The following is a 26,286-nucleotide window of genomic DNA, read 5'->3' on the forward strand; positions in this document are numbered from 1 at the left end:
TTAAAGATACATCTTTCAAATAAAATATAGTTTACAAAGAAACAAAAATCGTGTATTATTGTTTACTAGGAAACAATAATACTTTAAAGGAAAGAGGATCAATAGTATGATAGATATCACAATAAAATTAGATAATAACCATAAAGTTTGGAAATGGCTAGAATCCCAAGAAAATAAACTAATAAATGCAGGGCATGTGGGCACTCATATAGATGTGTATAAAAAAAGTACTATTCCAATAGAGTATTTCAAAACTAAAGGAATTTTAATCGATTGCACAAATTATGGTTTGAATGAAGAGATAGGGATTGAAGTATTAAAAAACGTAGAAATAGAAGAAAATAGCTTTGTAATGTTCAAAACTAATATCCAAATTAGTTATCCATACGGAAGTGACATATATGTAAAGCAGCACCCTGAGCTTAGTTGGAACCTTATAACTTATTTACTTAAAAAAAAGGTATACTTTATAGGAATTGATTGTGCAGGAATTCGTAGAGGAAAGGAACACATTCAAGCAGACATAAAATCAGAAGAAAATAATACTTATGTTATAGAAAACTTAGATTTAAGTAAATTAAACATTAAAGCAGGTAATAAATTTAGCGTTTATACTATGTGGATAGAAAATCCATTTGCAACTGGATTAGCAACTAGAGTTTTAGTTGATGTATTACACTAGATATTAAATGGAGGTTACCTATATGAATAACGAATTAATGTTAAAAAAATTAATGGAAATCTATCAACTATATACAGAATTCAATGAGAAAGCTTTTTTAGATAATTATAGTAATTTGAACATAAATGAAGTACATGCTATTGATTATATAGGTAGAACAGAACGTGCTAATGTAACTAAAATTACAGAACATCTAAAAATAACTAAAGGTGCAGTCACTAAAATAACAAAAAAATTGATAGCTAATGAATATCTCAGTTTATATCAAACTGAAGAAAATAAAAAGGAAAAGTACTTTAGTCTCACAAAAAAAGGTAAAGAAATTTTTATAAAACATGAAACTCTGCACATGGAAGCTGTGAAAAGAGATAAAAAGATATTTGAATATTTTAATGAAAGTGAAAAAAAAGTTATATTTAGATTTTTAGATATCTTAAAAAAAGACTTTGATCAAAAATTAAAGTAATCGAAACTTACATAACAATATATAATATAGCTTATCATTAACCATAGTTTAAATACCTGTAGTATCAACGACATAGTATTCTCCTGTTACTGGATTAAAAAAGTAATGTAATATTTCACCATCAATTTTCACTGCAAAAACATAACCTTTATCAACAAAAATTGAAATTTAATGTTGCTTTCTTATTTTATTCAAGATAAAAGAAATATGGGAATAACTGAAAAAGGAATAATTTGCTATAAAAGGTTCTATAAATGAAGCAGTATTAGCTCTTATGAGTGGATATCACCTAATATAATTAAAATTATAGTTAAAGATACTTTTATCTTTTGGAAAAATGAAAGCTTTATAGAATTTAAAGTATGTATAGAAGAAAATCAAAAAATGGATAAGCTATTGCAAAAATATATTACCTAATAAATTATGTATTTTAAGGAGATAAATATATGGGATGGAAAGAATCAGCTATTCTTAATGGAGTATCAATACTTTTAATTATTCTTAATATATATATAAGATTTACACATAAACATACATTAGATAAATTACTTAAGAATAATAAATTACTTTTTTCTCATGAAATAATAAATAGTAAAAGAAAGTTTATTATATTTATTTTACAATTTATATTTTTTATATGGTTTCAAATATTTATAGTAAATGAAATAGATGCAGTGGCATTTTTTCAGTATACAGTTATATCAGGCTTCTTTTTTAACTCTGAGTTTATTTTTGACGATAAATTATTAATAACTGAACAAGGTATAATTATAGAGGATAAATTGATAACGTGGTCCTCTGTAAAAAATTTTAACTTTAGGGAACATAAAAAAAATATAATGATTATATCTATAAGTTATAATATAGACGATGTTTTTCAACGTAAAATATATAAAAAGCATAGAAATACTATAGAAAAACTATTTAATAAATTGATAAAAAATAATCCTTGTACTATAATTTTATAAACATTGAAGATAATGAGAGGTGCAAAAAATGATATGGATTATTGTAATTTCTGTTATAAATATATTAATAATTTATTCTATATTCAAAGAATTTTATATAAAAAACAATAGGGGTAACCTTGTCATATGTGCATTTAATAAGAAAATATATTATATAATATCTGTTATAGCATTGATAATATCTATCATTTCTTTAATAACAGATACTATAATTTATTTAAAAGGTATTCATTTTATTACGTTAACATATATTTTTGCAAAGCATACATTTTCAATACCTTTCTGCATTTTAATGATTATTCAATCAAAAAAAGGTTTAGGAATAACGGAAAAAGGTATATCTTTTAGGACAGGTTTTTATAAATGGGATAAAATTAAAAGTTATGAATGGTCATCATCAAATATAGTTGTGTTTAAAACTTATGGATTGTTTAATTTAAGCTACGTAGAATTAAAATTTGATACAATACAAAAGCAAAAAGTAGAGAACTTGCTGCAAAGATATATTAACTGAAGGAGCAAAGATTGTTTGTTTTACTTTCAATCTTTGTAAGGCGTCAGGTCTTAAAAAATAAGGCTTAACGCTTTTTTTATTGTAAAACAAATCAAAATGGTTGCATATAAAGAAAAAATATATAACATTAAATGATGGAGGAGTTAAAGTGAAAAAAATTATAATTTGAATATGGTATAATTAAACATAAATTGTACGTAATTTAATATAAGGAGGAAAAAGCATGCTAGATTTACATAATTTCAATATGCCAAAATTAAAAGAAGAGGCATATAACAGAAATACCATAAGAAAGGACTACTTAAGACAAAAGGGTACAGTTGCAGTAAAGAATCTCAAAAATAATAATTTTGAAGCTCACTATTGTGATTCAATCGAGGAAGCAAGAAAACTTGTTTTAAGTTTGATTCCTGATAATGGTATCATAGGATGCGGGGATTCACATACAGTATTTGCTCTTGAACTTGATCAGGAACTAGAAAAGAAAAATTGTGTTGCAATTCCTCATACTTGTGCAGTAAATAACTATGCGATGGAACATAACAGCCCAGGGTTTAAGGTTGTAGGAAATAAGGAAGAAATGCGAGATATACTCATGCAGTATCTTGTTGCTAATGTATTTATGTTAGGAGCAAATGCAATAACAATGGATGGTCAAATTATCAACATTGATGGAGCAGGAAACAGGATTGCAGGAAGTCTTTACGGTTCAGACAGAATAATAGTTATAGCAGGTGTTAACAAACTGGTCAAAGATTTAAATGCAGGATTAGACAGGATTCGTTTTGTTGCAGCACAGATGAATAATATAAAGTATAATAATGATTTGGCATGCAATCATTGCGGTTCATGTATGGACTGTAGATCTGAACAAAGAAACTGTAATATAACAAGTATTATACATAAAAAACCTGTAGATTCGGATTTCCATGTAATCATAATAGGTGAGGAATTAGGATTTTAATTATACTTATTTTCAAATCTTTGTAAGGGGTCAGGTACCTTACAGTAGTTCAAAAGTTTTAATCCTTGTTTTAATGAAACATGCTCTTAAATCCTTATATCTCAATACTTTGAGGTTGTTCTAAGACCAGCTTAAAACCCAGCTTTTTTGATAGAAAATACCCTATTCAACTTAAGACCTATAGCTACTTTAAAATGCAAACAATACCACAAACATAAATGTTTACATTTATGTTTGTGGTATTGTAAATATTTATACAAATATAATTGTTTGTTACACTGTAACATTTATTACAGTCAATATTAATCTAATAGAGTTTTATATTCATCCACATCATCAAATATTGTTGAAAAAGTTGTTGGAGTACGACTAATATTTTTCATTTGAATTGGATCTCTAGCATTTATTTTTTTTATAAATATTTCAAAAGAGTTATCGTCATTTAAGGTAATTTCAAAATTTTGCTTATCACTTTTCATTTTATATACATTGTTTTCTGCTTTTTCATAGGTTCCTCTATCAACTTCCCTATTATCAATATATTCAATAAAACTACTATCATCTTGTCGAATAGATATTTGAACAAAATATCCATTTACATCTTTTTCATTCTGATAAAAACCTTTAAAAATAGGTTTTGTTTTTGATGTACATACCCCTAATATCACAATAATTGCCAGTAATAAGACAGTAATTATTATTTTTTTCATCATATACCCCCTAAATTTTATTTAGATTAATAAATATACATATACGATTATGTTTTAATAAATTTGAGTTTGTTATTACCTACTATATTTATATTATTCAACAGCAACACATATGTAATTATACCATATTAAACCTTTTGTTCATAAAAATAGTATGAGTCTAATTGAAACATGCTAAAAGAATTATACATTAATACAAAAATAAATTTAACACAAAAAACAAATAAAACTGCTAAACTAGCAGCTTATCTATTTGTCTAATGTTTCAATCCTTGTTTTAATGGAAGTTGTATTTAAACACGATCATGTGAAAGGATATAAGAAACTTAGTGGAGGTTTCAATCCTTGTTTTAATGGAAGTTGCACTTAAATAATAACAGAATAGAATGATATAATTAAATCAAGTGTTTCAATCCTTGTTTTAATGGAAGTTGCACTTAAATGATGAAGACAAGAAAAAAATGATTGACGAAAGATATTGTTTCAATCCTTGTTTTAATGGAAGTTGCACTTAAATGTTTTTCTTTTTCTTTTAATGCTTTTTGTTCGAGAGTTTCAATCCTTGTTTTAATGGAAGTTGCACTTAAATAATATGTAATACGTTAAATATTAAGTTAGAAGATTATGTTTCAATCCTTGTTTTAATGGAAGTTGCACTTAAATAATGGTCAATGTTAGGAAATAACTTGTGCCATTGGGTGTTTCAATCCTTGTTTTAATGGAAGTTGCACTTAAATAAGAATTAGATATAGCAATAGTATTCTTATCACAATGTTTCAATCCTTGTTTTAATGGAAGTTGCACTTAAATTAAATATAATATTAAATACTACATAACATCTTAAAAGTTTCAATCCTTGTTTTAATGGAAGTTGCACTTAAATCCTTACTTCTTAACAAATCCTTATATTTCAATACTTTTAGCTTGTTTTAAGACTAGCTTAAAATCAAGATTTTGGGGTGGGAAAACCCCTGTTGGACAAGGTTTTTCTGTCCCTTTTACATACTGACAAGCCTTTATCAATTTAGTTTCATCAATAGTTTTCGTAAATAGGGGTTGTCCTGCTGCAAAAATTCTATATAATTTATTATAACTGTTTTTTCAATATATGTAAATTGTATATTTAAGACAACTTAATTTTGAACTAGAAAAGATAACCTTCCCGTACCAAAATTTACTTTAGGGTAGGGGGATTTTCAATTAAAATGATGGGATACTTTTAGATTAACATAAACATCAATCCTTGTTTTAATGGAATATGCACTTAAACTATTTCAATATGTGGTGCAATGAAGCGCAATGGTTGTTTCAATCCTTGTTTTAATGGAAGTTGTATTTAAACAATGATGGACTCAACGGCTAAATTTGAAGAATATAGTTTCAATCCTTGTTTTAATGGAAGTTGCACTTAAATGTTCTCTTATCTTTTGTATACCTCTTATACTATAATGTTTCAATCCTTGTTTTAATGGAAGTTGCACTTAAATATAAAATTCACATAATCCTTTTTTCTACCATATATATGTTTCAATCCTTGTTTTAATGGAAGTTGCACTTAAATCAAGTAAGAACATATCCACTATTAGCAGTATTTTTGTTTCAATCCTTGTTTTAATGGAAGTTGCACTTAAATGTTCAAAAGGCAGTAATAGAAAATTATTTAAGAAATAGTTTCAATCCTTGTTTTAATGGAAGTTGCACTTAAATAATCATGGAATTTATAATGGATGGGAAACTACTAGTTTCAATCCTTGTTTTAATGGAAGTTGCACTTAAATAATAATCTGCTCTTGATTAGAAATAATCTCTCTCAAGTTTCAATCCTTGTTTTAATGGAAGTTGCACTTAAATCCTTACTTCTTAACAAATCCTTATATTTCAATACTTTTAGCTTGTTTTAAGACTAGCTTAAAATCAAGATTTTGGGGTGGAAAAACCCCTGTTGGACAAGGTTTTTCTGTCCCTTTTACATACTGACAAGCCTTTATCAATTTAGTTTCATCAATGGTTTTCGTAAATAGGGGTTGTCCTGCTACAAAAATTCTATATAATTTATTATAACTGTTTTTTCAATATATGTAAATTGTATTTAAAATAATTTGTTTTTAACGCTAATTTTATTATAAAAATCAACTCAAAAAAAACTAAATATAAAATTTTTATTTATACTTAGTTCTTTTTTAAATTTAGTTTTTCTGTTATATATCATTATTTATCCTGACATTGCTCTTTCCATTTAGCTAATCCTTCAGCCAGACCATTATTGATATTCTTACTATTATATCTATTTTTATTAGTAACACTATTATGTACTTTAGTTTTATTATTATATTGTTTTCTTCTATTCTGTCCATTATTTTTTACTTTAGTATCTAGATCTTTTAATAATTTTTCGTCTTGAAATTGTAATATTTCTGGTAATGTTCTTCTTTTTGCAAATTCTTTAGTGTTAAATTCCATATATCTAAAATTATTTCCTTCTTCTTTACTCGTAACTTTTGATTTAATATACATCAATTCTTTAATTGGCAACATATCATCAATTTTTTTACCATCTGTTAGATGTTCTTTACTAAATTTTTCTTTATATTTTTTTATATATTTATCTATATTATTGTTTTTATCCATATAATCAAATTCAAAATCATCATATTTGTTTTTAAGATTTTCTAAACTTAAATCAATATCTTTTACCTTTATTCTACCAAATCCATGTGATTTGCCCATTCCTATATTTTGATAACATCCATCATTTAATTTTAATGACCATAATAATAATCCTAACTCATCTTCATATAAATTATTAAAATATATTTTACCCTTAAATTCTGTACCTTCTTTTAATGGAAAAATTGTAAAAGCCATTTTACTATCTTCCTTAACTTTTTCAATTGTTATATAATCTTTTAACCAATATTGCTTTATTCCTCTTATTTTAAAATGTTCATTATTATAATTAGACAACTTTTTATTATCCTCAAATTGATTTTGTTTTAAATAAAGATTAAAACATGTAGATTTAGGTTCTGCAAGCAGCATAGTTTTACTTGAATCATTATCTATACATGCTCTTTCTTCAGCAATAACATCCTCAAAACTTACTCTTGTTTTATAACTCATATTTTCAGACTTTTCATCATCTACAATTAATTTATTTGCAAATCCAAAAACTGCATCTGAATAACTAATACCTTTTATATCTTTATATTTATCTGGTATACCTTCTAATACAAAATGATCATAAAAAACTCTTAAATAAGGAGTAAAACCAAAGTGAATAGTTTTTCCTTCTTGTATATAAAATATTGGTTTGGCATTTTTAATTCCTATTTCAGAAGGCAATTCATAAAATTCTTTATTTTCATTCATTTGTCCATTTTTTTTCATCTTTTCGGTTCTTATCAAATCATTATTATAGTACCTTATATCTTCAACAGTTATATCTATTTCTTTCACATTAGTATCCATCTCATTAATTATAAAATGTGCTAACTTTGAATGCATATATTCTGAACAAATCATCCAACCTTTGTTGTTATATTTCTCGTTTTTCCCTAATTTTACTATTTTATTTTTAGTATTATCTATCTCAAAGGACATAGGCTCTTGATATTTCTTAAACCCTGATTTTATTAATATTGTTTTTAAAAAATCAGCTTTCAACTGTTTTTTTAACTTTTGTTCATTTAACTTTCCATTTCTAGTACATCTAGTAACCATTTCTTTATACTTTTTAGGATATTTTTCTTCAAATTCTTCTAATGATTTAGGCATATTTAGTATTCTTTTAGAATACATAAAGCTTATATCCTTCTCAAAATCTTTATCTATAACTCTTCTTAAAACATCCTCACCTATCCTATTATAACATCTATTGTTCATATCTTTTTTAGCAGGTATTATAGAGTAGCTTTCTTTTCCTTTTTTATAAATATAACCAGCCTTAACATTCTTAACATAACTATATTTATTATTTTTTCCACCTTTAGATTCAATACCTAATCTATTAGTATAATCCTTTGATAATGAACTTTGGTCAGCTAATCCTCTATAAAGAAACTTCATATTCTGAATTTCACTGTCTGAATATCCTTTAGAATCTTTGTTACCTACTACACTGCTAAAACTTAATATTTCAGAATTTGTTTTTACCATGCCTCTTATAGAACTTCCTGGTATTGTATAATTACCTTTATTATTCTTAAAAAAATAAGATTCTTTACTATCTTTATCTACACCTTTAGAAATTAATATTGGAGTTTCTGCTTTTAATGTATATTCTATTATACCGTTTAATAATTCTTTTCCGTTTTTATCTTTATATAAATTATGCTTTGGCATTTGATCCATAGAATTATATCTAGCAACTCCAAAAGCAGGTAATGTTACAAAATTATATGGTGAAACAGAATATCCACATATAGTTTTAGTATCTATTTTTACAGGTTTCAACTAAATTACCTCCTTAAATTCAAAAGAACATGGTTTAACATAGCTTATATATGCTTGTTTATCTGTATCATCATAATTTACATATTTTTTAACTTCTAATTTGTGAGGATATTTTTTTTTATTCTTTTCTCTAGGGTATAAATAATATTCTTCCGTAAAAAAATCTTTATCTTCATTTTGATAAAATATCGTTCCAGAATATATCCCTTCATTATTGAATATCCTTATTTCATTCTCATAACTAAAAAATCTTACTTCTATTATATTTTCTTTATCTATTTTAATATTTTGTATTTTATCAGTTATAACTGAGTCGAAATTATATATTATTCCATATTTAAATCCTAATCTTATTAAAACATCTTTATCTAATAATTTATCAATACACTGATTATCATCACATACAAAATCAAAAACCTCTTTTAAATTACGGCTATTTAATTCCATTAATTTATACATAGACTCCATTACAAATCCTCCTCGCATTTGTAGTGCTTTAACTCATTTATATAACTCTCTAATAATTCTCTATTAGTTATTTTCTTATTTTTATAATCAATATCTATTTTTTCATCACCACATTCTATAAGCATTTTGTCAGCTTTAAATCTTCCTCTTCCTATGCTTGTCCCACTACCAATTGATAAGTTTTCCGTTGCTAAATCTCTTAACACAAAACTAAGCAATCCTGCTGCTGCTTTGTTTAAATTATTGTCTACACATTTTTCTAATGTTACTTTTATTCCTACTTTTCCCCTAGAAGGTTTTTCATTCATAAGCGCTGAGTTACAAACACCACCGGTAAATTTATCTATCTTTATTCTATTATATTTAACAGTGTTATCATAACCTTCACCATTTAATATTGCATCATCTACAAATACCGAACCCATTTTTTTATCCTTTTCACTCCCAAAAATCATATCTATAAATCCACTTTTATTAAGATAATTTGATATTTTTTCCGCTCTTGCTCTTATTATTCCTTTTAAACTACTTCCAGGTAACACATACTTATCTTTTGATTTCATATTTACAGAATCCACTTCATCACTATCTAAACTAGATGGTGCTTTAATTAATACTGGTGTAGTTAATTCTCCTTGTAATTTAAATATAATTGGTTGAATATCAAGTTTTATATTTTCTACATCCTTTGTTACATCTTTAGAGGAACCAGAACATTTTTTTAAATAATTGCTAAAGTCATCAAATTTACTTAAGTCATACTGTATTTCTTCTGCTTTATTTAATTTAAATGCTCCTGCACCAGATGTTTTATATGCTCCAAATCTTATATATTGTTTATTTAATGCCTTTAAGCATTTATAAATCATATCTTTAAAGTTTTTATTATCTTTTTCATCTGAATGTATTTCAAATCTAAGCTTAAAGTTAAGTCCTCTGGCTAAATATTCTCTATCTATTTTGGATTTATCAAAATTACTCCCAGTTTCTTTATTTATTTTCACACCTGTTCTTTTTTCAACTAAATCAATATTTGCATATGCATCATATACAAATATATTACTCATAGAATCTTGTGAGCCAAACAAATCTTTTGCTTCTTCACCAATATTTAATAAATAAGCTTTAAAAGTTCCTGCTATACTAGTTGCTGGCATATACGCTTTATGTTCACTAATTAAAAGGTCATCATCATTGCCTATATGTAATGGAGAAACACTTTCAATATATGCATTTATAAAAGTTATATATTTTTTATTGTTTAAATCCATTATTGTTTGTCCTCCTTTCTTAAATGATATCTGCATAATTCTCTTATAATTTTTATATTTGTTCTATACACAAATTCTCTATCTAATTTTGATTTTATACTACTAATTTGTATTTCATTTACATCTATTTTTGAAGTGAATTCTTTAACATCATCACTTTGATTAATATATTCTTCTAAATAATCAATAAAATTTGTTCTATCTTGTCCATGTTTAACATTTTTTAATTGATTTAAAGAATTTCCGTTTTTTTCTTTTATGTGATTAATATAATCTCTAACTTTATTTTTACCTCTATCTATACTCATATTTTCAACTGAACTTAAAAGTTCATATAAATTACCCCATTGATTATTATTTAATTTATTTGGATTCTTTAAATTGTTATATATATCTAATACAACTTTATTTATTTTACTTTCAACTTTATATTCATATATGCTAGTAAATATATTACTCAATTGTTTAACATCATTTTCATTTAAGTTTTCTATTAAATCCGATATCTCTATCTCTACCTCTCTTTCTTTTGTTTTATTTAAAACAGTATCATCAAGTGCATTTAATATAACAACTCTTCCGTATCCTTCTGATTTTCTTTCACCTATACCTATATCAATAAATCTTTGAAGTTTTTCCTCATCAATATCTCCATAAATTTTATATTTAAAAACACTTCCTGCTTTTATTGAAACAACTTGTGGAATACTACAATTCCACTTATTATTAAAACCAGATGTTATTTTAGTTTCAATACAACTATCTAAATATTCAACTTTTTCTAATCCTAACTGATTTTTTAAATATTCTTCATCAATAAATGTTTTATACTCTCCTAAGTTTGATCTATAAATTATATCAGACATAGCAAATAGATATATAACATCCTCAAAATCACTAGTATTATCGAAATATTCGAATTCTGGATTATCTTTAACTATTTCTATATCAGATATTAGGCATTTACCATATCCACTACCTTTAGCTCCTCCAATATACACAATAGAATCTTCTAATAATTCTTTTACTTCCTGTAAATATTCTTCATTATCTGATTGAATTATACCCTTGAATTTGTGTCCTTTTTTTATAGCATCATATCTAAATAGCTTATTTTTTTCATTTTTGTTTCCTTGTTTACTAATGTGAAGATTACTACATTTAGTAACTTTTATTTTTTCATATTCATTATCATCTATTCCTACAAATTCTGCTGATCTAACTTTTTCATAGTTATCTTCTAATTGATTATCAATTCCTACCGTTAAATCTATATGTGTTTCATATTCTTCATATTGAAATTTCTTAATTTCATCTTTATTGCAAAAGAAACATTTTGGAAATGGAATGGCTCTTTCTTCATCATCCATTGGATAAGCATTTAGAAATTTTATTCCTCCATTTAAAAGCTTTTTTCTATGTTCACCTTGGTTTATATTATAAACACCTTTTTTAGCTATATATTTAGCTATATATGCTCCTCTTATAGCTGAACCTGATATGTAATCCATAGAGGTTTGAGAATCACTTTGTACTATTGTATTAGCTAACTTTATATTTTCTTTGTTTTCTAAAGTATATGTTATATAGTTACTCATGATTTTTCACCTCTTTTAACAACTTATTTATATAAATATCCGTAATATCTTTATTTGTACCATCATTATCTATTTGTTTTAATTTAGCCAAAATTTCACCTTTACCTCTAGTTCTCATGGTTCCAATATGCCTTAACGTACTAACTCCCCCTGCTAAAAGTCCTAACTCTATATCATTAAGTGCTTTTTCACAATATAAATCCACTTTAAATTTCAGTCCTTTTTTTATAACTCTAAATTGTCTAAGTGAACCTTCTTTTGCATATCCATCTTTTTCTATACTTGTAAAGCTTCTATCATTTGTTAAAGCTTTTAATATGTCATTTTGGGAAAATTGTTTATTACTTATTCCATATTTCAACATCGCCCGTACATTCTTATCTAGTTCACAGTTTGAAAACTTTAATTTTTTCCAACCCTCTGTACCATCATTTTCTTTTCCAAATAGTCCTTCACCATATTTAAAGTAATCTTTTTTTTCATAATATTTTTCTAAAACTCTTATCAATTTAAAAACTTCATCTCGTAAATTTCCTTTAAAAGTTTTACCTTTTAAATAAGGTAATCCATATTCATCATAAACAATCTCTAAATCTACTGAACCTGGAACTGATTGTCCACTTCCAAATATAGCTTCTGACATAAGTTCAATTTCTATGTATAGCTGCTTCACATATATACCTCCATTTCTAATTTAACTCAATAAACAAATCCATTAATTCTATTGCATCATAATACATACACGTACTTTCATAAAAACAGTAATCTCCTTGTGTATCTTCAAATCTACTGAAAAATTGTTCTATTTTATTTGATTCTAAATATAATTTTGTATCTTTTTCGCCTTTTTTTAAAATTTCACGAAGCTTTTTTAATTTACTTCTAGCTATTTTTATGTTATTAATTTGTTCTAAAGCTTTTAGAAAATTACTATACTTATACCATTTTTCATCATTATTTATATAAAGTGGTCTCATACAAAGAGTACTATCATCTTCTGTCTTATAATTTTTATCCCTTATTTCCTTTATAGTTCCTGATATTTCACCCTGTTCTATATGCCAATCAATCATTGAAAAGTCTTTATTCTCATTTTCGTAATCAGCTAAAACCTTTGTTTTAGCATTTTTACATAAATCTTCTGCTAGATCATAAGCTTGTTTAAAAGGATAATTAGAACGAACAATTGCAACTCCAGCACATGCATTTAAATACATTTTTTTATCTTTAGTTATCTCTATTTGTTTTTTGTTTAAATATTCTATAAATACTCTTGCACATTCTATACCTATCTTTCCGTTACATGCAAAAGTTATATCATCACCAGCAAGTATTATTGGTATTATAGGAAATTTATCATCCTCTATATTTGTATCATTTATTAGTTTGTTTTGATTGTTAATCACCACTTTACACATATGTTTAAAAGCACCTTCGTAAGCTGCTTGAATATCATTACTTAATTTTTTTAATTTATTTAGATATTCTTGATTTTCATTTTTACAATTTTCATTTTTATAATTAAAACTTTCTTTTAATTCATTAAATTTTTTACCCATTTGATTCCCATCAATATGAATAACAGCCATGTAGTTCTTTTCGCCTTTTGCTAATTCTCTAAATCCTTTTATAAAATCTCTATTTTCTAATAACTTTTTAAATTTTTTTGTTCTATATTGAGAATTATCTAGTTTAACCAATATTTCTTTACTTACATCTCTATATCTATCATCTTCTTTAATATATTCACTTGCTGGCATTCCAGTAGAACTACATCTTTTTTCTACTCCAAATGATAACTGCAGTCCACTATTTTTTCTCTGATTTTTCTTTATACCTAATTTCTTATAAGCCTCTTCTATTGCAACTGTGACTTTATCTTTTTCTTCATCATATTCTTTAATAACCATAAAAATTTCTATACCTGGATATTCTTCCAATACTTTTCTACTAATATTCTTTGTAAAAGCTTTAGCATTGTCTATAGTCATAAATCTATATAAACTTTTCCCACCACCATCAAAGACCTTATTTTTAGAATAACTACTATGAATTTCACTAGGTAATTCTTCTGTTATTTTTTCTATGATAATAGATGCTCCTAAGTTTTCAGCTAACTTATTACTTTTAAAAATATAATCTTGTTTACGAGAAATTTCCCATAATACCAATGCTGCCATACAGATTCCTCCTTAAAGTTTTAGAATTTATTGTCAATTTTTAATTTCTTTATTTCATCTTCAATAGTAAACTCTTTATTTAATATTCTTAATCTTTTATCCATTTCATACTCATAGTCTGTTTTTATATCATTTTTTAAAGCCTTTAAACCCTTATCATTTGCTTTGCATTTATAATAAAATTTACTTCTACCTCCTCCTATTTTTTCAGCCTTATCTTTTAAAATAAATAATTCCATTTTACACTTAGATTTTTCTTTTTCACTACTTACTTCATACAAATATAACTTATAATTTAATAAAAGAATCGAATCTACTTTTACTTCTACATATCTTTTATTTATAAATTTAATTTTTTCATCTTTCCTAGGATATAAATAAATTAACGTATTTCCTCTTTCTGTTTCTATTTTTTCTTCAATGCACTGATCTATATTTGCAATTTTATAACCATGAATTCTACTTATATCTTCAATTGCTACTTTTTCTTCTTTTTCTATATCAGATATGGGAATTTTTCTTATTTTATCTCCATCATCTAAAATCATATGTTCACTATTATCATCTATATATGTAAACATATATTTATCACTTCTTAATTCTTTAAATTTATTATAAAATAGCGCTGACATAATCTTTGTTCCACTTGTATAATCTATCAAAACAGCTTTTCTACTTAAACACTCGGAGTTGTCTTTTTCAATTAATCTTTGAATTTTTTTTATAACCTTTATTATTTCTTTAATATCACTTTTATCACTCGGTATTAATTGAACATTAATACCCTTCTTTTTTTCTTTTAAAACTTCCATTAGATTCTCTGCTACTGCTCTAGTTCCTATTGATGTTCCATTAACATTTTCAGTATGAATTAAAAACACTTTAGTTTTGTTAGAACTATTTTTAAGTAATGTTATAAAACTTGGCAATGGATTTGTACCAATTAAAGAAACGATATAATCAACATACTTACTCACATTCAGTCCCCCTTAAAATCCATTCTTTTAATCTTTCTTTTAAGTTTTTAAATCCATCTACGCCAATTATCAAAGTATTTTTAGGGTTTTCACTATCCCAAATATTTACATATTCTTCTTTCAGTTTGTCCACTTTCCAACATAAATTTATATAACAAATACCAGTTTCATCTCCAGCTAACTCTTTAGATCTTTGTCTTATTTCATATAATTTAGATTTTGCATCCTTTTCTTTATCTATACTCGTAACAGAAATAGCAAACAGTTTATATTTTCTATACGCTACTAAATCTACTTCAAATTTATTTTCTTCCTCTATGTCTCCTTTTATTTTTTTTAACGAACCAACTACATCATCTAATATTCCTTCTTCTTTTAATTCAAGTAATATTTTAAAAATAAAATCTTCAAACCAAATACCTTGAAAAGCCCTTAGTAATGCATTTTCTATTTCATTATCATCATAAACTAAGTCACTACAACTTTTTATATTTTTTAAAAGTTGAAATTTTTTTAGTATATTATCTATTTCATTTTTTAATTTTTCACCTTTTATTTTGTCATTTTTTTTAAAATTACCTTTAAAAAATTCTTCTAAAAACTTAATACCTATATCATATTGTTCTTTAGACACACCAATAAATAAATTACTTATTTCTTCTGCTAACTTTTGATTATAAGGTTCTGCTTTAATATTTTTATTAATATTTTTAATGTTATTATATGTACTTACAATATCTAAAACATTTAGTTTATACTTAGTTTTTAAATCTATTAATCTAATACTATTAGGTTTCCAACCATCATTTTTATTTGATTCATAAAACATCTTTTCTTTTTCAGAATCTATATAACTAACAATCAATTCAAACTGTTTATTGAGCTTTGCAAATATTTTAAAAGTATTATATGCTACTGAAGACATTACCTTAGTACCTCCAGTATAATTTAATTCTATAGTTGCATCTTTTTCTAATTCACTTGTACTGCTTATTAAACTTTCATTAATTGATTTTTCTATTTTTTCTATTTCATCAGTTTTAACTTCAACTAAATCAACCTTTAATTCTTTTCCAATTAATTTATTTAATATACTCCTTAATCTCCTAAATGGTTTTTGTTTTGTTTCTTTTGTACAAATACATATTATTTTTCCATTATCTTTAACTCTTGTAATGACTGAAATTAAATTTGGAAAAGGATTTGTTCCCATAATTAAATATAATAAATCTGCTTTTTTTAATTCATTCATATAATCATCTCCAAATTAAATATACATATATGTAAATTTTTTAATTATATTATTTGCTACCTTAGGTACATCCGTATTTTCAAAACTATCTTTAAAATATATAGCTATAGTTGTATCTTTTTCACACTTAATTTTAAATTTTTTTATAGATTTAGCTAATGTTTCAATGTCATTATCTAAAAGATTGCTTTGGATTTTTGTACATTCATTTATCAAATCTATAGTTATATCTTTAATCTTTACACAATTAACTGCTTTTTCAAATTGTTTTTTTGCTAATTTAAATTTTTCTTTTTTATAAAGTAATATACCTAAATTCTTATGAATTAATTCCCATGGATGTTCATTAATCTTAAATCCATTATTTTTATAATCAAAATCATTCAATTCTTTTATTAAACTATTACTTACCTTGTCATAAAATAAATTATTTAATGCTTTAACATAAACAAATAACTTATAACTATCTTTGCTTTCTTTTATTCTTGTAAATTGTTCATACAAATCATCTGTATTAAAATATTTTTGTTCATTTTTCTTATAGAGTTTTAAATCTTTGTAATATATAGCTAAATGCATGAAATATGATAAAGTAACATTTTTTTGTACATCATTTTCCTTAAATTCTTGTAATGCTTCTTTAAAACTATTTAAAGCATCTTCTTTATTATTATTGAATGCACAACTCTGAGCTAATGAACTTAATACCTTACCTCTTAATTCTAATTTATATGAATTATCATTAGTTATATCATGTTCTTTAGCTATTTCTTTCATTAGTTCTTTCCATAAATTTAAATATTCTATGTTTTCTTGTAGAATTTTTATTGATCTTTTAAAATCAAATTTATTAGTACAAACTATACTATATCTATTTATAGTATTTATATATTCTTCTACACTTACTGTATTTTTATATTTTTTACACATTTCATAACATTCTTCAGCTTTATTCACATTACCTTGATGATTATATCCTCGTAAAATCAAATCATTTAAAAAATACATATTCTTTTCTAAAACTTCTTTTTTTATCTCTTTTTCTTCATTTTCTTTAGCTAATAAAATCCTTAATTTTTCAACTATAAATATTCCTTTACTATATCCATATTTTGAAGTATTTGCCTTATCAAAATATATTTTAGCTTTACTAATGTATAAATCTATATTTTCTATTTCAAATATCTCCTTTAGTTTTTTACTTAATGGTTTGTACCAACTGTTACTGTATAATTTTTTAAAATCAGAAGAATTATGTTTTATATCATACAATGCTTCTAATACTTGAACTAAATTTTTATCTTGAAAATTTTTATAAAACTTATTGTACTGTGCATCAATCTCATCATAAGCCCAACAATAAATTTTATTACCTGTAATATCTTCTAAAATTTTATTGTTTTGAATAACATCCTTAACATAATCATATCTTCTATCATAAATTTTTAGTTCTTGTCTTATAATATTACACGCAAAATCAGCTAAATATAGTATTGGAGTTGTTTTCTTGTCTTTATTTTTATAATTAATATTTTCTACTTTTAAATTAATATCTAATTTTTTATCAATGCTACTCTCCAAGACTTTTTGAGCAATAGCCACTTTATACGTTTGTTGATTAGTTAAGTAAAAATATTTTTCTCCTTTATTATTAGTTCCAAATGAATAACCTAACTTTTCATATTCATTCTCAGCTTCTTTAGTTTTTGCTGTATATACTCTTGTTGCAATATTCAGATTAAATTTTTCTTCATCTTTAAAATTATAGTTATAAAATAAGTTATTAAATATAAGTTGTGTCATCATTCTTTCATATAAATTAGATGCATTATTTTCATTGACTATATTACCTTTATTTTTTAACTTAACAATATCTCCCTCGTTTTTTAAGGAATATGTAAATGCATATCCTCTATTTTGTTTTAAATATTTTTTTAAATTCTTTACCAACTCTTGTTCTTTATCTTTTAATTTAACATCATGTGACATTTCGGTAGTATGAATATCCTGTGGATACTCTAAGCCTAATTTTTTACACTCATTAATTAAAAACTCTTCTACTCTTTGTCTTTCTTCATCTATATCATCTTTTAAATATATTAATCCTCCTACAAATTTCCTCTGTTTTTTATCTTCAAAAGTTCCACTTTCATCCAAACATATAGTTATCATATTTATTTCTCCCTGGATATTTTAATATTATTTTACATTTATTATATCATTTCTCTATTTTAGTTATAAAACCTCTACTTTTTACAAAATATTTTTTATTATTCCTTTTTTATACACTAATTATAAAATGGTTTACAATGAATTTTTATATCATATTTTTTATAATATAAAAAAGTACCTATTACTTGTTTTTATACAAATAGTAGATACTTTTTATTTTTAATATAAATTACCCTTAGTGTAGAAAATGGACATTTAGATATAGTGTTTCAATCCTTGTTTTAATGGAAGTTGCACTTAAACCTGAATATGAAATAGGTATAGATTTAGAAAACCAGTTTCAATCCTTGTTTTAATGGAATATGCTCTTAAACAATGGTGGCGAAAAAGGAAAACCTTCAACAAATAAGTTTCAATCCTTGTTTTAATGGAATATGCTCTTAAACAAATGCTTACAAATCGAAACAATTTTTTATTCTTCAGTTTCAATCCTTGTTTTAATGGAATATGCTCTTAAACTCCAATTTCTTCTTAACTCTAAACCTTCTAGTGTGGTTTCAATCCTTGTTTTAATGGAATATGCTCTTAAACAAAATCTGATTCTGATATGGCTAAAGGATATGCTATGTTTCAATCCTTGTTTTAATGGAATATGCTCTTAAACTTCTTTTCCTATCTTATGATTTCGTAAAGCATATTTAGTTTCAATCCTTGTTTTAATGGAATATGCTCTTAAACTTTCAAGTTCTTCAAAAATTCATGTAAGATCTGGTACGTTTCAATCCTTGTTTTAATGGAATATGCTCTTAAACTTACAAACTTCCAAAGGTATTATCAGACTTAAATATGTTTCAATCCTTGTTTTAATGGAATATGCTCTTAAACTCTTGTTTCTTCACAAATCCTTATAGAGCAATACTTTGAGCTTGTTTTAAGACGAGCTTAAAACCCAGCTTTTTTGATAGAAAATACCCTGTTGGACAAGGGTTTTCTGTCCCTTTTACATACTGACAAGCCTTTCCAAAGATAGTTTCATCAATGGTTTTCATAAATAAGGGTTGTCCTACTGCAAAAGTTTTATATAATTTATTATAACTGTTTTTTCAATATATGTAAATTGAAGATTAAATACAAATCTCTTCATAGTTTTAAAAAACAGTTAGAGTTGTTAAAATAGCAACTCTAACTTATTATTATATTAGCTCTTTCATGTAATGATTTTTCTTTCCAATCCATTAGATTCATTCTTAGTTAAGTAGTTTTTTAATTTTTTCTATTTCAGTAATAGTTTTTCCTGTAATTTTACAAATCATATCTAAACTTAATCCTTGATTTAAACAATTTTTAATAAACTCATTTTCTTTTTCAATAATACCTTCTTTTCTACCATCTTCTTTAGCTCCATTTATCATATTAGCTCTTTCATGTAATGATTTTTCTCTAGCTTTATAAATTTCTATTGTCTTTGCATCACTACTTAAATATTCTAATCTTTCTTCAGTTCTTTTTATATCTGTATCCATTTCCATCAACTCCTTTAATTTTTCTTCTGAAATGTCTTTATTAAAGAAAGTCAACCACCTTTGAAGTCTATCATCTTTTAAATTTTTTTCTTCTAAATTATTAAACTTAGGCAACTCTATGAAGTGTATTTCCACTAAATCTGTAAGCATATATTCTTTAGCTTCATCTTCCCATAAATGGAATTTACTATGAAACTTATTAAGTTTCAAATAGTTGAAATCTAATATATTTATAGTTATTACTTTCTGCAAATTTCTATAGTCTTCACCTTTAGCTATATTTTCATTAAACACTCTTCCCCAATAAAACAACGTTCTTTTATCCATATTATGCTGATTTGTAAGCTGGACTTCTATATTAATTTGTGTTCCATCTTCTGTCTTTGCTCTTACATCTAATATTGCAGTTTTATCATTTATTAAATCTCTAGTTAATTCTTTATTATCTATTATTTCTAATGTAACTAATCTAGTTTTATCTTTTTTATCTAAAACTGCATTTAAAAATGCAATTAAATTATCCTTAACTTCATTTTCACCAAAAAGCTTTTTGTCGGGTAAAGAAATGCCCTTAGGCATTTCCTCCCCTAAGAACCGTGCATGAAAGTTTCCCTTCACACGGCTCAAGCACTTCAAAGCAATTATCACAATTGCCGGCTTGGGTAGTTTTATTTATTCTGAATGTATCTTTCTATGGCATTTTGGATGTAATATTACTTTATTTTTATCTTTTATATGTATCTTCCATCCTGTTTTTCTGGTTACTTTTGTATTACAAATAGGACATATTCCATTTTGATTTTTCCATATTCTATACAATGCCTTTTGTCCATTTACACTTTCGAACAGTCGATATCCTTCTCTTTCTTCAAAGTATAATCGCCATTCTGAATCATAAGGATTAGCATTATCTCTTATTAATTTATGTCTTATTATTTTAATATCTGTACACTTGTATAAAATTCTTAATCTTTCTTTAATATCTACCGCTTGAAATGACCAATTACTCCCATTATTATAGTAAAAATATCTTTTTACACACCATCTTTTTCCTTTATTAGGATGCCTTCTATATGCCCATTTATATAGTTTGATCCATATTTGTGCATCTACTTTTTCATACGTTTTCCTAGATACTACATGTCTATAATAGTTAGCCCATCCTCTTATTTTAGGATTTAGTATGTTAATCAAATTCTCTTGCTTAGCCGTTTTATTTTGTTTTATTACTGCTTTTATTTCTTTTAGAAATCTTTTTACATTCTCTTTTGAGGGTCTTATTAAAAGTTTATTTTTGACTTTTTTAATATTAAAACCTAAAAAATTAAATCCTTGTTCTATATGAGTGATTAGTGTCTTTTCTTTTGACAATTCTAGTCCTCTAATAGATAAGAATTTACTTATTTGTGGTTTTATTTCATTTTCTAATATTTCTTTTTTATCTGCTGTTATTATAAAATCATCACAATATCTCACATAATAGACTTTCTTTCTTCTTCCTTTTTCGTCTCTACCTTTATATATTTTTCGAAGTATTTCTTCAAAGTTTTAATGGAATATGCACTTAAACATAAATTCTATAAATGGACAAGGAATAAGAGAAGATAGTTTCAATCCTTGTTTTAATGGAATATGCACTTAAACGTACAACAGCAACTACCTACGAACCCTACAAACAAGAGTTTCAATCCTTGTTTTAATGGAATATGCACTTAAACTGGCAAATTTATGAACTTATATCTAAGTCCTGAGGGGTTTCAATCCTTGTTTTAATGGAATATGCACTTAAACATAAATCGGCTTCCGATTCTATTAATTATACAGAAGGGTTTCAATCCTTGTTTTAATGGAATATGCACTTAAACAAAACATTTATGGGCAGGTAATGAACAAAAACAAATGTTTCAATCCTTGTTTTGATGGAATATGCACTTAAACCCACAAAAAGATAATACTTTTGCAATGCTAGAGCTGTTTCAATCCTTGTTTTAATGGAATATGCACTTAAACTTTTAATAGCCTTTGCAATACGTTCAGATTGCTTATTGTTTCAATCCTTGTTTTAATGGAATATGCACTTAAACTGTATTTTAATAATTATGTGGAGGTTTATGCATGAAGTTTCAATCCTTGTTTTAATGGAATATGCACTTAAACTCTTATTGCAAACAGCAGTTAGTGGAATTAAATAGATGTTTCAATCCTTGTTTTAATGGAATATGCACTTAAACAGTTTGGGTTAATAATGAACTTGTTGAACCCGAATGTTTCAATCCTTGTTTTAATGGAATATGCACTTAAACTTCTTTCTAAACTATCAACCCTCTTATTAATGTTCAGTTTCAATCCTTGTTTTAATGGAATATGCACTTAAACAAATTTCCGCTTTGTTTGAAATTCTATATTCATAATGTTTCAATCCTTGTTTTAATGGAATATGCACTTAAACTGAAAAATCATCAAAAGAAGTAGTAGGATCAAGAATGTTTCAATCCTTGTTTTAATGGAATATGCACTTAAACAAACCAAATAAGGAGGAATAAATAAATGGCAGCATGTTTCAATCCTTGTTTTAATGGAATATGCACTTAAACCAAAGAGTTATTTAAAAATCTGGAGGTAATAAAATGAGTTTCAATCCTTGTTTTAATGGAATATGCACTTAAACCCTTGTTCCTTCACAAACCCTTATATTTCAATATTTTTAGCTTGTTTTAAGACGAGCTTAAAATCAAGATTTTGGGGTGGAAAACCCCCTGTTGGACAAGGTTTTTCTGTCCCTTTTACATACTGACAAGCCTTTATCTCTTTAGCTTTATCAATGGTTTTCATAAATAAGGGTTGTCCTGCTCCAAAAATTCTATATAATTTATTATAACTGTTTTTTCAATATATGTAAATTGAAGATTAAGACAAATTAGTTTTCAAAAAATAAATTAAGCACGGTTATATACCGTGCTTTTATTCCACATATCCAATTAAATTTAGGCAGGGCGGCGTATCCTGCATACCTGTTTACTATCATAATGATAGCGTGTCGGGTGCCATTTCCGATCCTCAAAATTTAATTGAATCTATTCACATTATTTCCATATTACATCTATATTATAACATTATTTAAAATAGAATTCAACAATTATAAAATTCTTAAATTCTATTTAGTTGCTGCTACCTCATCTACTTTTACTGTTTTTACATATTCCTGTAATCTTCCACTATGTACTCTATTATTTATCTTAGCTTGTGGTATTGGATGCATTGTTGCAACATAAATATAATTATCATACAAATCTACTTCAACACCAACAAGTAAGTTATCAGCTAACTTCTTTATAAATTCTATACCTGTACCTTCTTTCTCTGGATGATGTCCTATATAATCAGGTGATGATATAATAGTTTCAATTACAGCTATTAGATTGTTCAAAACATCAGTATTTAGTTGATGTTTATGTCTTTTTTTTATATGTTTAATAACACCTGGTGCAGCATATACGGTACCAGTATAGTTAAAATTAACTATATTCGCTATGTTCTTGTTGATTTGTCCAACACTATAGTAAGTATCCAACCGTTTTTTATTACTTCCCATACACAACTTTCAGCTAAACCTCCTTTTGTGGTATGGATATCCCCATCATCTATAGTTTGGGGAGAAAATACCACTTTGCGTTAGCAAATATTATCTGTATTAATCAGAATAACACTCTAAAAAATATTTTAATACATAATCCCTATCTAATTATATCATATTAAAATTTCTCCACTAAACACTTAGTCTTTTATTTAGAAGTTGATCATAAAAAAGCTGAAAAATAACTTTATTTATTAAAAGTTATTTTTCAGCTTAAATTTTAAGTAATCACTGCACAACTCAATTTCTAAAGCAACTTGATGAATTATGCCTCATCAAAACTACACTATAGAGTTTCAATCCTTGTTTTAATGGAATATGCTCTTAAACACAGTTGGATTTATTGGAACAGATAAAGCTTACATGTTTCAATCCTTGTTTTAATGGAATATGCTCTTAAACTGTACTTCAAATGTTCCTTTTTATGCTGATATCGAGTTTCAATCCTTGTTTTAATGGAATATGCTCTTAAACAATCTATAACATCAATATAAATCATTTCAAATTTTGTTTCAATCCTTGTTTTAATGGAATATGCTCTTAAACAATAAAATATAAGTGTATATTTTATTCGACAAAATAGTTTCAATCCTTGTTTTAATGGAATATGCTCTTAAACCAGAAAACATCAAGAATTATGATAATATATTTATAGTTTCAATCCTTGTTTTAATGGAATATGCTCTTAAACCTTTGTTTCTTCATAAATCCTTATAGAGCAATACTTTGAGCTTGTTTTAAGACGAGCTTAAAATCAATATTTTGGGGTGGAAAATACCCTGTTGGACAAGGGTTTTCTGTCCCTTTTACATACTGACAAGCCTTTGTCAATTTAGTTTCATCAATGGTTTTCGTAAATATGGGTTGTCCTGTTCCAAAAGTTTCATATAATTTATTATAACTGTTTTTTCAATATATGTAAATTGAAGATTTTTACTACTCTAGTATAATACCATTATCAATTTCTACAAGTAATTCTGTGACTTTTATATTATTTTTTCTATATACAAATAATTAAGCAACTTCTATTTTACTATAAATTCATAAATCTAAAATCTATTTCAATCTGTTTTTTTAGACAACTTATAAAATATTGTTTAATATCTTTTTTAATTTGTCCATTTCTTTTTTGTACCTCAACATATCGTAATAATCCTTTAATATATTTGATTTTTTCTATATCTAAATACATATCTATTTCATCTATAGAAAATCCTAATGTATAGAAAGCTTCTTGAATTTCACTAAACTTATTATACTTATTAAGTAAATAATACTCTTCATTATTGTTTTTTTCATCAAAGATAAAATATACTTTATCTTTGTCTTTCTCATCATATTTAATTTTTACAATTTTTTTATCATTTAATTCTTTCAATGCTCTTTTCACATATTGTTTTCGATATTTAGGTTTGTCCTGCTTCATAGGTATTCTTTCCATTAATGTATTCAAATTAGCCCAAGAAATACTGTTATTTCCTTTCCACTGTAAAGCAATTAAGTATAATTTTTTAGCCATTTTATTTTTTGTTTTATTAATATTTTGAACATTATAAAAAAGCTTATAATCATATACTAATTGTTCATAAAAAAATTTACTAAATCGTATTTTTGTAACATCCTGTATTACATTTCCTTGTTCATCAACAATAGTATAACCTTCTCTACTTTCTAAATAATGAAAACTAACATCTCTATTTATAACATATTTCTTATTTCTTATATCGTAAATCCCACCTTCATAACGATTTTCAATTGTAGTAGCTACTAATTTTTTTAAAGACTTTTTTATTTTATTTCTTGTTACATTGTTTGGAGACTTATATCCCATATGTTTAGCTAAACCATCTATTGTAAACTCTATTTCTAAATAATCATCATTAACTTTCGTAATATCCGTTATTAATTCACAGATACCTTTTTCTGTTTTTTGATATATAAATAATCTTTGTAAGGCAATTAATGTGTCATAATCACTTAGATCTGGAACACCATATTCACCATGTCCAGATACAAAAATACCTCTTTTAATAGTATTTCCATTTTTATCTTTTGTGTACCAAACATATTCTAATCCTGTTTGCCTTACCCCTCTGTATTCAGCAATAAAAGGTAACTGTACTGTATTTCCTTCAACAACGCCTTCTATTTTTACATTGTGGTGAAATATTTTTGCTGTAGATTTAATAATAATATTATTCTGTTTTTCTTGTAAATCTTTAGTTTTTTTCAATGTTATTCACACTCCATTCGCAGTTATATCAATGCATACTATGTATTATTCACATTTTCCATAAGTATTTCTCTGTTGATAACCACTTCAATACATTTAATACAAGTAATTCTCTGACTTATTATAAGTAATTTTGTAACTGTGTACAAGTATTTTTTTGACCACACATGCTTTAAAATATTGGTGTATCTAGCTTGTTGGGTTCGTATATTCTACTATACA

Annotated in this window: 21 protein-coding genes and 5 CRISPR repeat arrays; of the genes, 5 read left to right on the forward strand and 16 right to left on the reverse strand. The window is 25.4% G+C overall.

What is annotated here, in order from left to right:
- The first annotated feature begins 106 nt into the window (after positions 1–106).
- The 5 genes from OW763_RS14080 (at position 107) to OW763_RS14100 (ending at position 3,594) form a co-directional block, all read left to right on the forward strand.
- Positions 107–682: a cyclase family protein gene (locus OW763_RS14080; protein WP_268041798.1), complete on the forward strand. Its 576-nt coding sequence runs from the start codon at positions 107–109 to the stop codon at positions 680–682.
- A 22-nt stretch (positions 683–704) separates the two neighbouring features.
- Positions 705–1,148, forward strand: coding sequence for a MarR family transcriptional regulator (locus OW763_RS14085; protein WP_268041800.1), 444 nt, complete (start codon positions 705–707; stop codon positions 1,146–1,148).
- 446 nt (positions 1,149–1,594) lie between these two features.
- A complete protein-coding gene (locus tag OW763_RS14090; protein WP_268041802.1) occupies positions 1,595–2,116 on the forward strand; it encodes a hypothetical protein in 522 nt (173 codons plus the stop codon).
- Between the two features lie 28 nt (positions 2,117–2,144).
- Positions 2,145–2,630, forward strand: a complete 486-nt coding sequence (locus OW763_RS14095) for a DUF5673 domain-containing protein (protein WP_268041804.1) — start codon at positions 2,145–2,147, stop codon at positions 2,628–2,630.
- Between the two features lie 223 nt (positions 2,631–2,853).
- Positions 2,854–3,594: a lactate utilization protein gene (locus OW763_RS14100; protein WP_268041805.1), complete on the forward strand. Its 741-nt coding sequence runs from the start codon at positions 2,854–2,856 to the stop codon at positions 3,592–3,594.
- 302 nt (positions 3,595–3,896) lie between these two features.
- Here the strand turns inward: OW763_RS14100 and OW763_RS14105 are convergent, their stop codons facing one another.
- The 16 genes from OW763_RS14105 to OW763_RS14180 all read right to left on the reverse strand — a co-directional run bounded on the left by OW763_RS14105 (position 3,897) and on the right by OW763_RS14180 (position 26,064).
- Positions 3,897–4,304 (reverse strand): hypothetical protein, encoded by a 408-nt coding sequence (locus OW763_RS14105; protein WP_268041806.1) that lies wholly within the window; start codon positions 4,302–4,304, stop codon positions 3,897–3,899.
- Positions 4,305–4,566: 262 nt separating this feature from the next.
- A CRISPR array of direct repeats spans positions 4,567–5,188; the repeat unit is 37 nt; unit sequence GTTTCAATCCTTGTTTTAATGGAAGTTGCACTTAAAT.
- A gap of 349 nt (positions 5,189–5,537) precedes the next feature.
- Positions 5,538–6,155: a CRISPR direct-repeat array (repeat unit 37 nt; unit sequence GTTTCAATCCTTGTTTTAATGGAAGTTGCACTTAAAT).
- Positions 6,156–6,512: 357 nt separating this feature from the next.
- Complete coding sequence (locus tag OW763_RS14110) at positions 6,513–8,756, reverse strand: TIGR03986 family type III CRISPR-associated RAMP protein (protein ID WP_268041808.1); 2,244 nt, start codon at positions 8,754–8,756, stop codon at positions 6,513–6,515.
- The gene (locus OW763_RS14115; protein ID WP_268041810.1) at positions 8,757–9,224 is read right to left on the reverse strand and encodes a hypothetical protein; all 468 of its coding nucleotides are present in this window, start codon (positions 9,222–9,224) and stop codon (positions 8,757–8,759) included.
- Positions 9,224–10,495, reverse strand: a complete 1,272-nt coding sequence (locus OW763_RS14120; RefSeq protein WP_268041812.1) for an RAMP superfamily CRISPR-associated protein — start codon at positions 10,493–10,495, stop codon at positions 9,224–9,226. Before OW763_RS14120 ends, OW763_RS14115 begins: the two co-directional genes overlap by 1 nt.
- On the reverse strand, positions 10,495–12,093 hold the full coding sequence (locus tag OW763_RS14125; RefSeq protein WP_268041814.1) for a hypothetical protein: 1,599 nt from the start codon (positions 12,091–12,093) through the stop codon (positions 10,495–10,497). The genes OW763_RS14120 and OW763_RS14125 overlap by 1 nt, the downstream gene beginning before the upstream one ends.
- Positions 12,086–12,766 carry an RAMP superfamily CRISPR-associated protein gene (locus tag OW763_RS14130; RefSeq protein WP_268041816.1) on the reverse strand — a complete coding sequence of 227 codons (681 nt, stop codon included), beginning with the start codon at positions 12,764–12,766 and terminating at the stop codon, positions 12,086–12,088. The genes OW763_RS14125 and OW763_RS14130 overlap by 8 nt, the downstream gene beginning before the upstream one ends.
- A 16-nt stretch (positions 12,767–12,782) precedes the next feature.
- The gene (locus OW763_RS14135; RefSeq protein WP_268041818.1) at positions 12,783–14,273 is read right to left on the reverse strand and encodes a Cas10/Cmr2 second palm domain-containing protein; all 1,491 of its coding nucleotides are present in this window, start codon (positions 14,271–14,273) and stop codon (positions 12,783–12,785) included.
- A gap of 20 nt (positions 14,274–14,293) precedes the next feature.
- Positions 14,294–15,250, reverse strand: a complete 957-nt coding sequence (locus OW763_RS14140) for a PDDEXK family nuclease (RefSeq protein ID WP_268041820.1) — start codon at positions 15,248–15,250, stop codon at positions 14,294–14,296.
- Positions 15,243–16,502, reverse strand: coding sequence for a PDDEXK family nuclease (locus tag OW763_RS14145; protein WP_268041822.1), 1,260 nt, complete (start codon positions 16,500–16,502; stop codon positions 15,243–15,245). The genes OW763_RS14140 and OW763_RS14145 overlap by 8 nt, the downstream gene beginning before the upstream one ends.
- A gap of 15 nt (positions 16,503–16,517) precedes the next feature.
- Positions 16,518–18,674 carry a hypothetical protein gene (locus tag OW763_RS14150; RefSeq protein WP_268041824.1) on the reverse strand — a complete coding sequence of 719 codons (2,157 nt, stop codon included), beginning with the start codon at positions 18,672–18,674 and terminating at the stop codon, positions 16,518–16,520.
- 266 nt (positions 18,675–18,940) lie between these two features.
- A CRISPR array of direct repeats spans positions 18,941–19,559; the repeat unit is 37 nt; unit sequence GTTTCAATCCTTGTTTTAATGGAATATGCTCTTAAAC.
- Between the two features lie 20 nt (positions 19,560–19,579).
- Positions 19,580–19,723, reverse strand: coding sequence for a hypothetical protein (locus OW763_RS14155; protein ID WP_268041826.1), 144 nt, complete (start codon positions 19,721–19,723; stop codon positions 19,580–19,582).
- 198 nt (positions 19,724–19,921) lie between these two features.
- Positions 19,922–20,776, reverse strand: a complete 855-nt coding sequence (locus OW763_RS14160; RefSeq protein ID WP_268041828.1) for an Rpn family recombination-promoting nuclease/putative transposase — start codon at positions 20,774–20,776, stop codon at positions 19,922–19,924.
- A gap of 93 nt (positions 20,777–20,869) precedes the next feature.
- Positions 20,870–21,733, reverse strand: coding sequence for a group II intron maturase-specific domain-containing protein (locus tag OW763_RS14165; protein ID WP_418921804.1), 864 nt, complete (start codon positions 21,731–21,733; stop codon positions 20,870–20,872).
- Positions 21,734–21,804: 71 nt separating this feature from the next.
- Positions 21,805–22,866: a CRISPR direct-repeat array (repeat unit 37 nt; unit sequence GTTTCAATCCTTGTTTTAATGGAATATGCACTTAAAC).
- A 19-nt stretch (positions 22,867–22,885) separates the two neighbouring features.
- Positions 22,886–23,029, reverse strand: coding sequence for a hypothetical protein (locus OW763_RS14170; RefSeq protein ID WP_268041830.1), 144 nt, complete (start codon positions 23,027–23,029; stop codon positions 22,886–22,888).
- Between the two features lie 322 nt (positions 23,030–23,351).
- Entirely contained in the window at positions 23,352–23,789 is a 438-nt protein-coding gene (locus OW763_RS14175) for a PBECR3 domain-containing polyvalent protein (protein WP_268041984.1), read from the reverse strand.
- 335 nt (positions 23,790–24,124) lie between these two features.
- A CRISPR array of direct repeats spans positions 24,125–24,522; the repeat unit is 37 nt.
- Positions 24,523–24,864: 342 nt separating this feature from the next.
- Positions 24,865–26,064, reverse strand: coding sequence for a hypothetical protein (locus OW763_RS14180; RefSeq protein ID WP_268041832.1), 1,200 nt, complete (start codon positions 26,062–26,064; stop codon positions 24,865–24,867).
- Positions 26,065–26,286 lie beyond the last annotated feature (222 nt).

It is taken from the genome of Clostridium aestuarii (genome assembly GCF_026735135.1).
Lineage (GTDB): Bacteria > Bacillota > Clostridia > Clostridiales > Clostridiaceae > Clostridium_H > Clostridium_H aestuarii.

What these genes read in the sequence shown, in the direction of transcription:
- OW763_RS14090 (WP_268041802.1), top strand. Translation starts at nt 1,595, where the DNA reads ATGGGATGGAAAGAATCAGCTATTCTTAATGGAGTATCAATACTTTTA.
- OW763_RS14175 (WP_268041984.1), bottom strand. Translation starts at nt 23,789, where the DNA reads ATGGGAAGTAATAAAAAACGGTTGGATACTTACTATAGTGTTGGACAA.
- OW763_RS14160 (WP_268041828.1), bottom strand. Translation starts at nt 20,776, where the DNA reads ATGCCTAAGGGCATTTCTTTACCCGACAAAAAGCTTTTTGGTGAAAAT.
- OW763_RS14150 (WP_268041824.1), bottom strand. Translation starts at nt 18,674, where the DNA reads ATGATAACTATATGTTTGGATGAAAGTGGAACTTTTGAAGATAAAAAA.
- OW763_RS14085 (WP_268041800.1), top strand. Translation starts at nt 705, where the DNA reads ATGAATAACGAATTAATGTTAAAAAAATTAATGGAAATCTATCAACTA.
- OW763_RS14135 (WP_268041818.1), bottom strand. Translation starts at nt 14,273, where the DNA reads ATGGCAGCATTGGTATTATGGGAAATTTCTCGTAAACAAGATTATATT.
- OW763_RS14170 (WP_268041830.1), bottom strand. Translation starts at nt 23,029, where the DNA reads ATGAAAACCATTGATAAAGCTAAAGAGATAAAGGCTTGTCAGTATGTA.
- OW763_RS14100 (WP_268041805.1), top strand. Translation starts at nt 2,854, where the DNA reads ATGCTAGATTTACATAATTTCAATATGCCAAAATTAAAAGAAGAGGCA.
- OW763_RS14105 (WP_268041806.1), bottom strand. Translation starts at nt 4,304, where the DNA reads ATGAAAAAAATAATAATTACTGTCTTATTACTGGCAATTATTGTGATA.
- OW763_RS14115 (WP_268041810.1), bottom strand. Translation starts at nt 9,224, where the DNA reads ATGGAGTCTATGTATAAATTAATGGAATTAAATAGCCGTAATTTAAAA.
- OW763_RS14080 (WP_268041798.1), top strand. Translation starts at nt 107, where the DNA reads ATGATAGATATCACAATAAAATTAGATAATAACCATAAAGTTTGGAAA.
- OW763_RS14155 (WP_268041826.1), bottom strand. Translation starts at nt 19,723, where the DNA reads ATGAAAACCATTGATGAAACTATCTTTGGAAAGGCTTGTCAGTATGTA.
- OW763_RS14145 (WP_268041822.1), bottom strand. Translation starts at nt 16,502, where the DNA reads ATGAATGAATTAAAAAAAGCAGATTTATTATATTTAATTATGGGAACA.
- OW763_RS14120 (WP_268041812.1), bottom strand. Translation starts at nt 10,495, where the DNA reads ATGGATTTAAACAATAAAAAATATATAACTTTTATAAATGCATATATT.
- OW763_RS14095 (WP_268041804.1), top strand. Translation starts at nt 2,145, where the DNA reads ATGATATGGATTATTGTAATTTCTGTTATAAATATATTAATAATTTAT.
- OW763_RS14125 (WP_268041814.1), bottom strand. Translation starts at nt 12,093, where the DNA reads ATGAGTAACTATATAACATATACTTTAGAAAACAAAGAAAATATAAAG.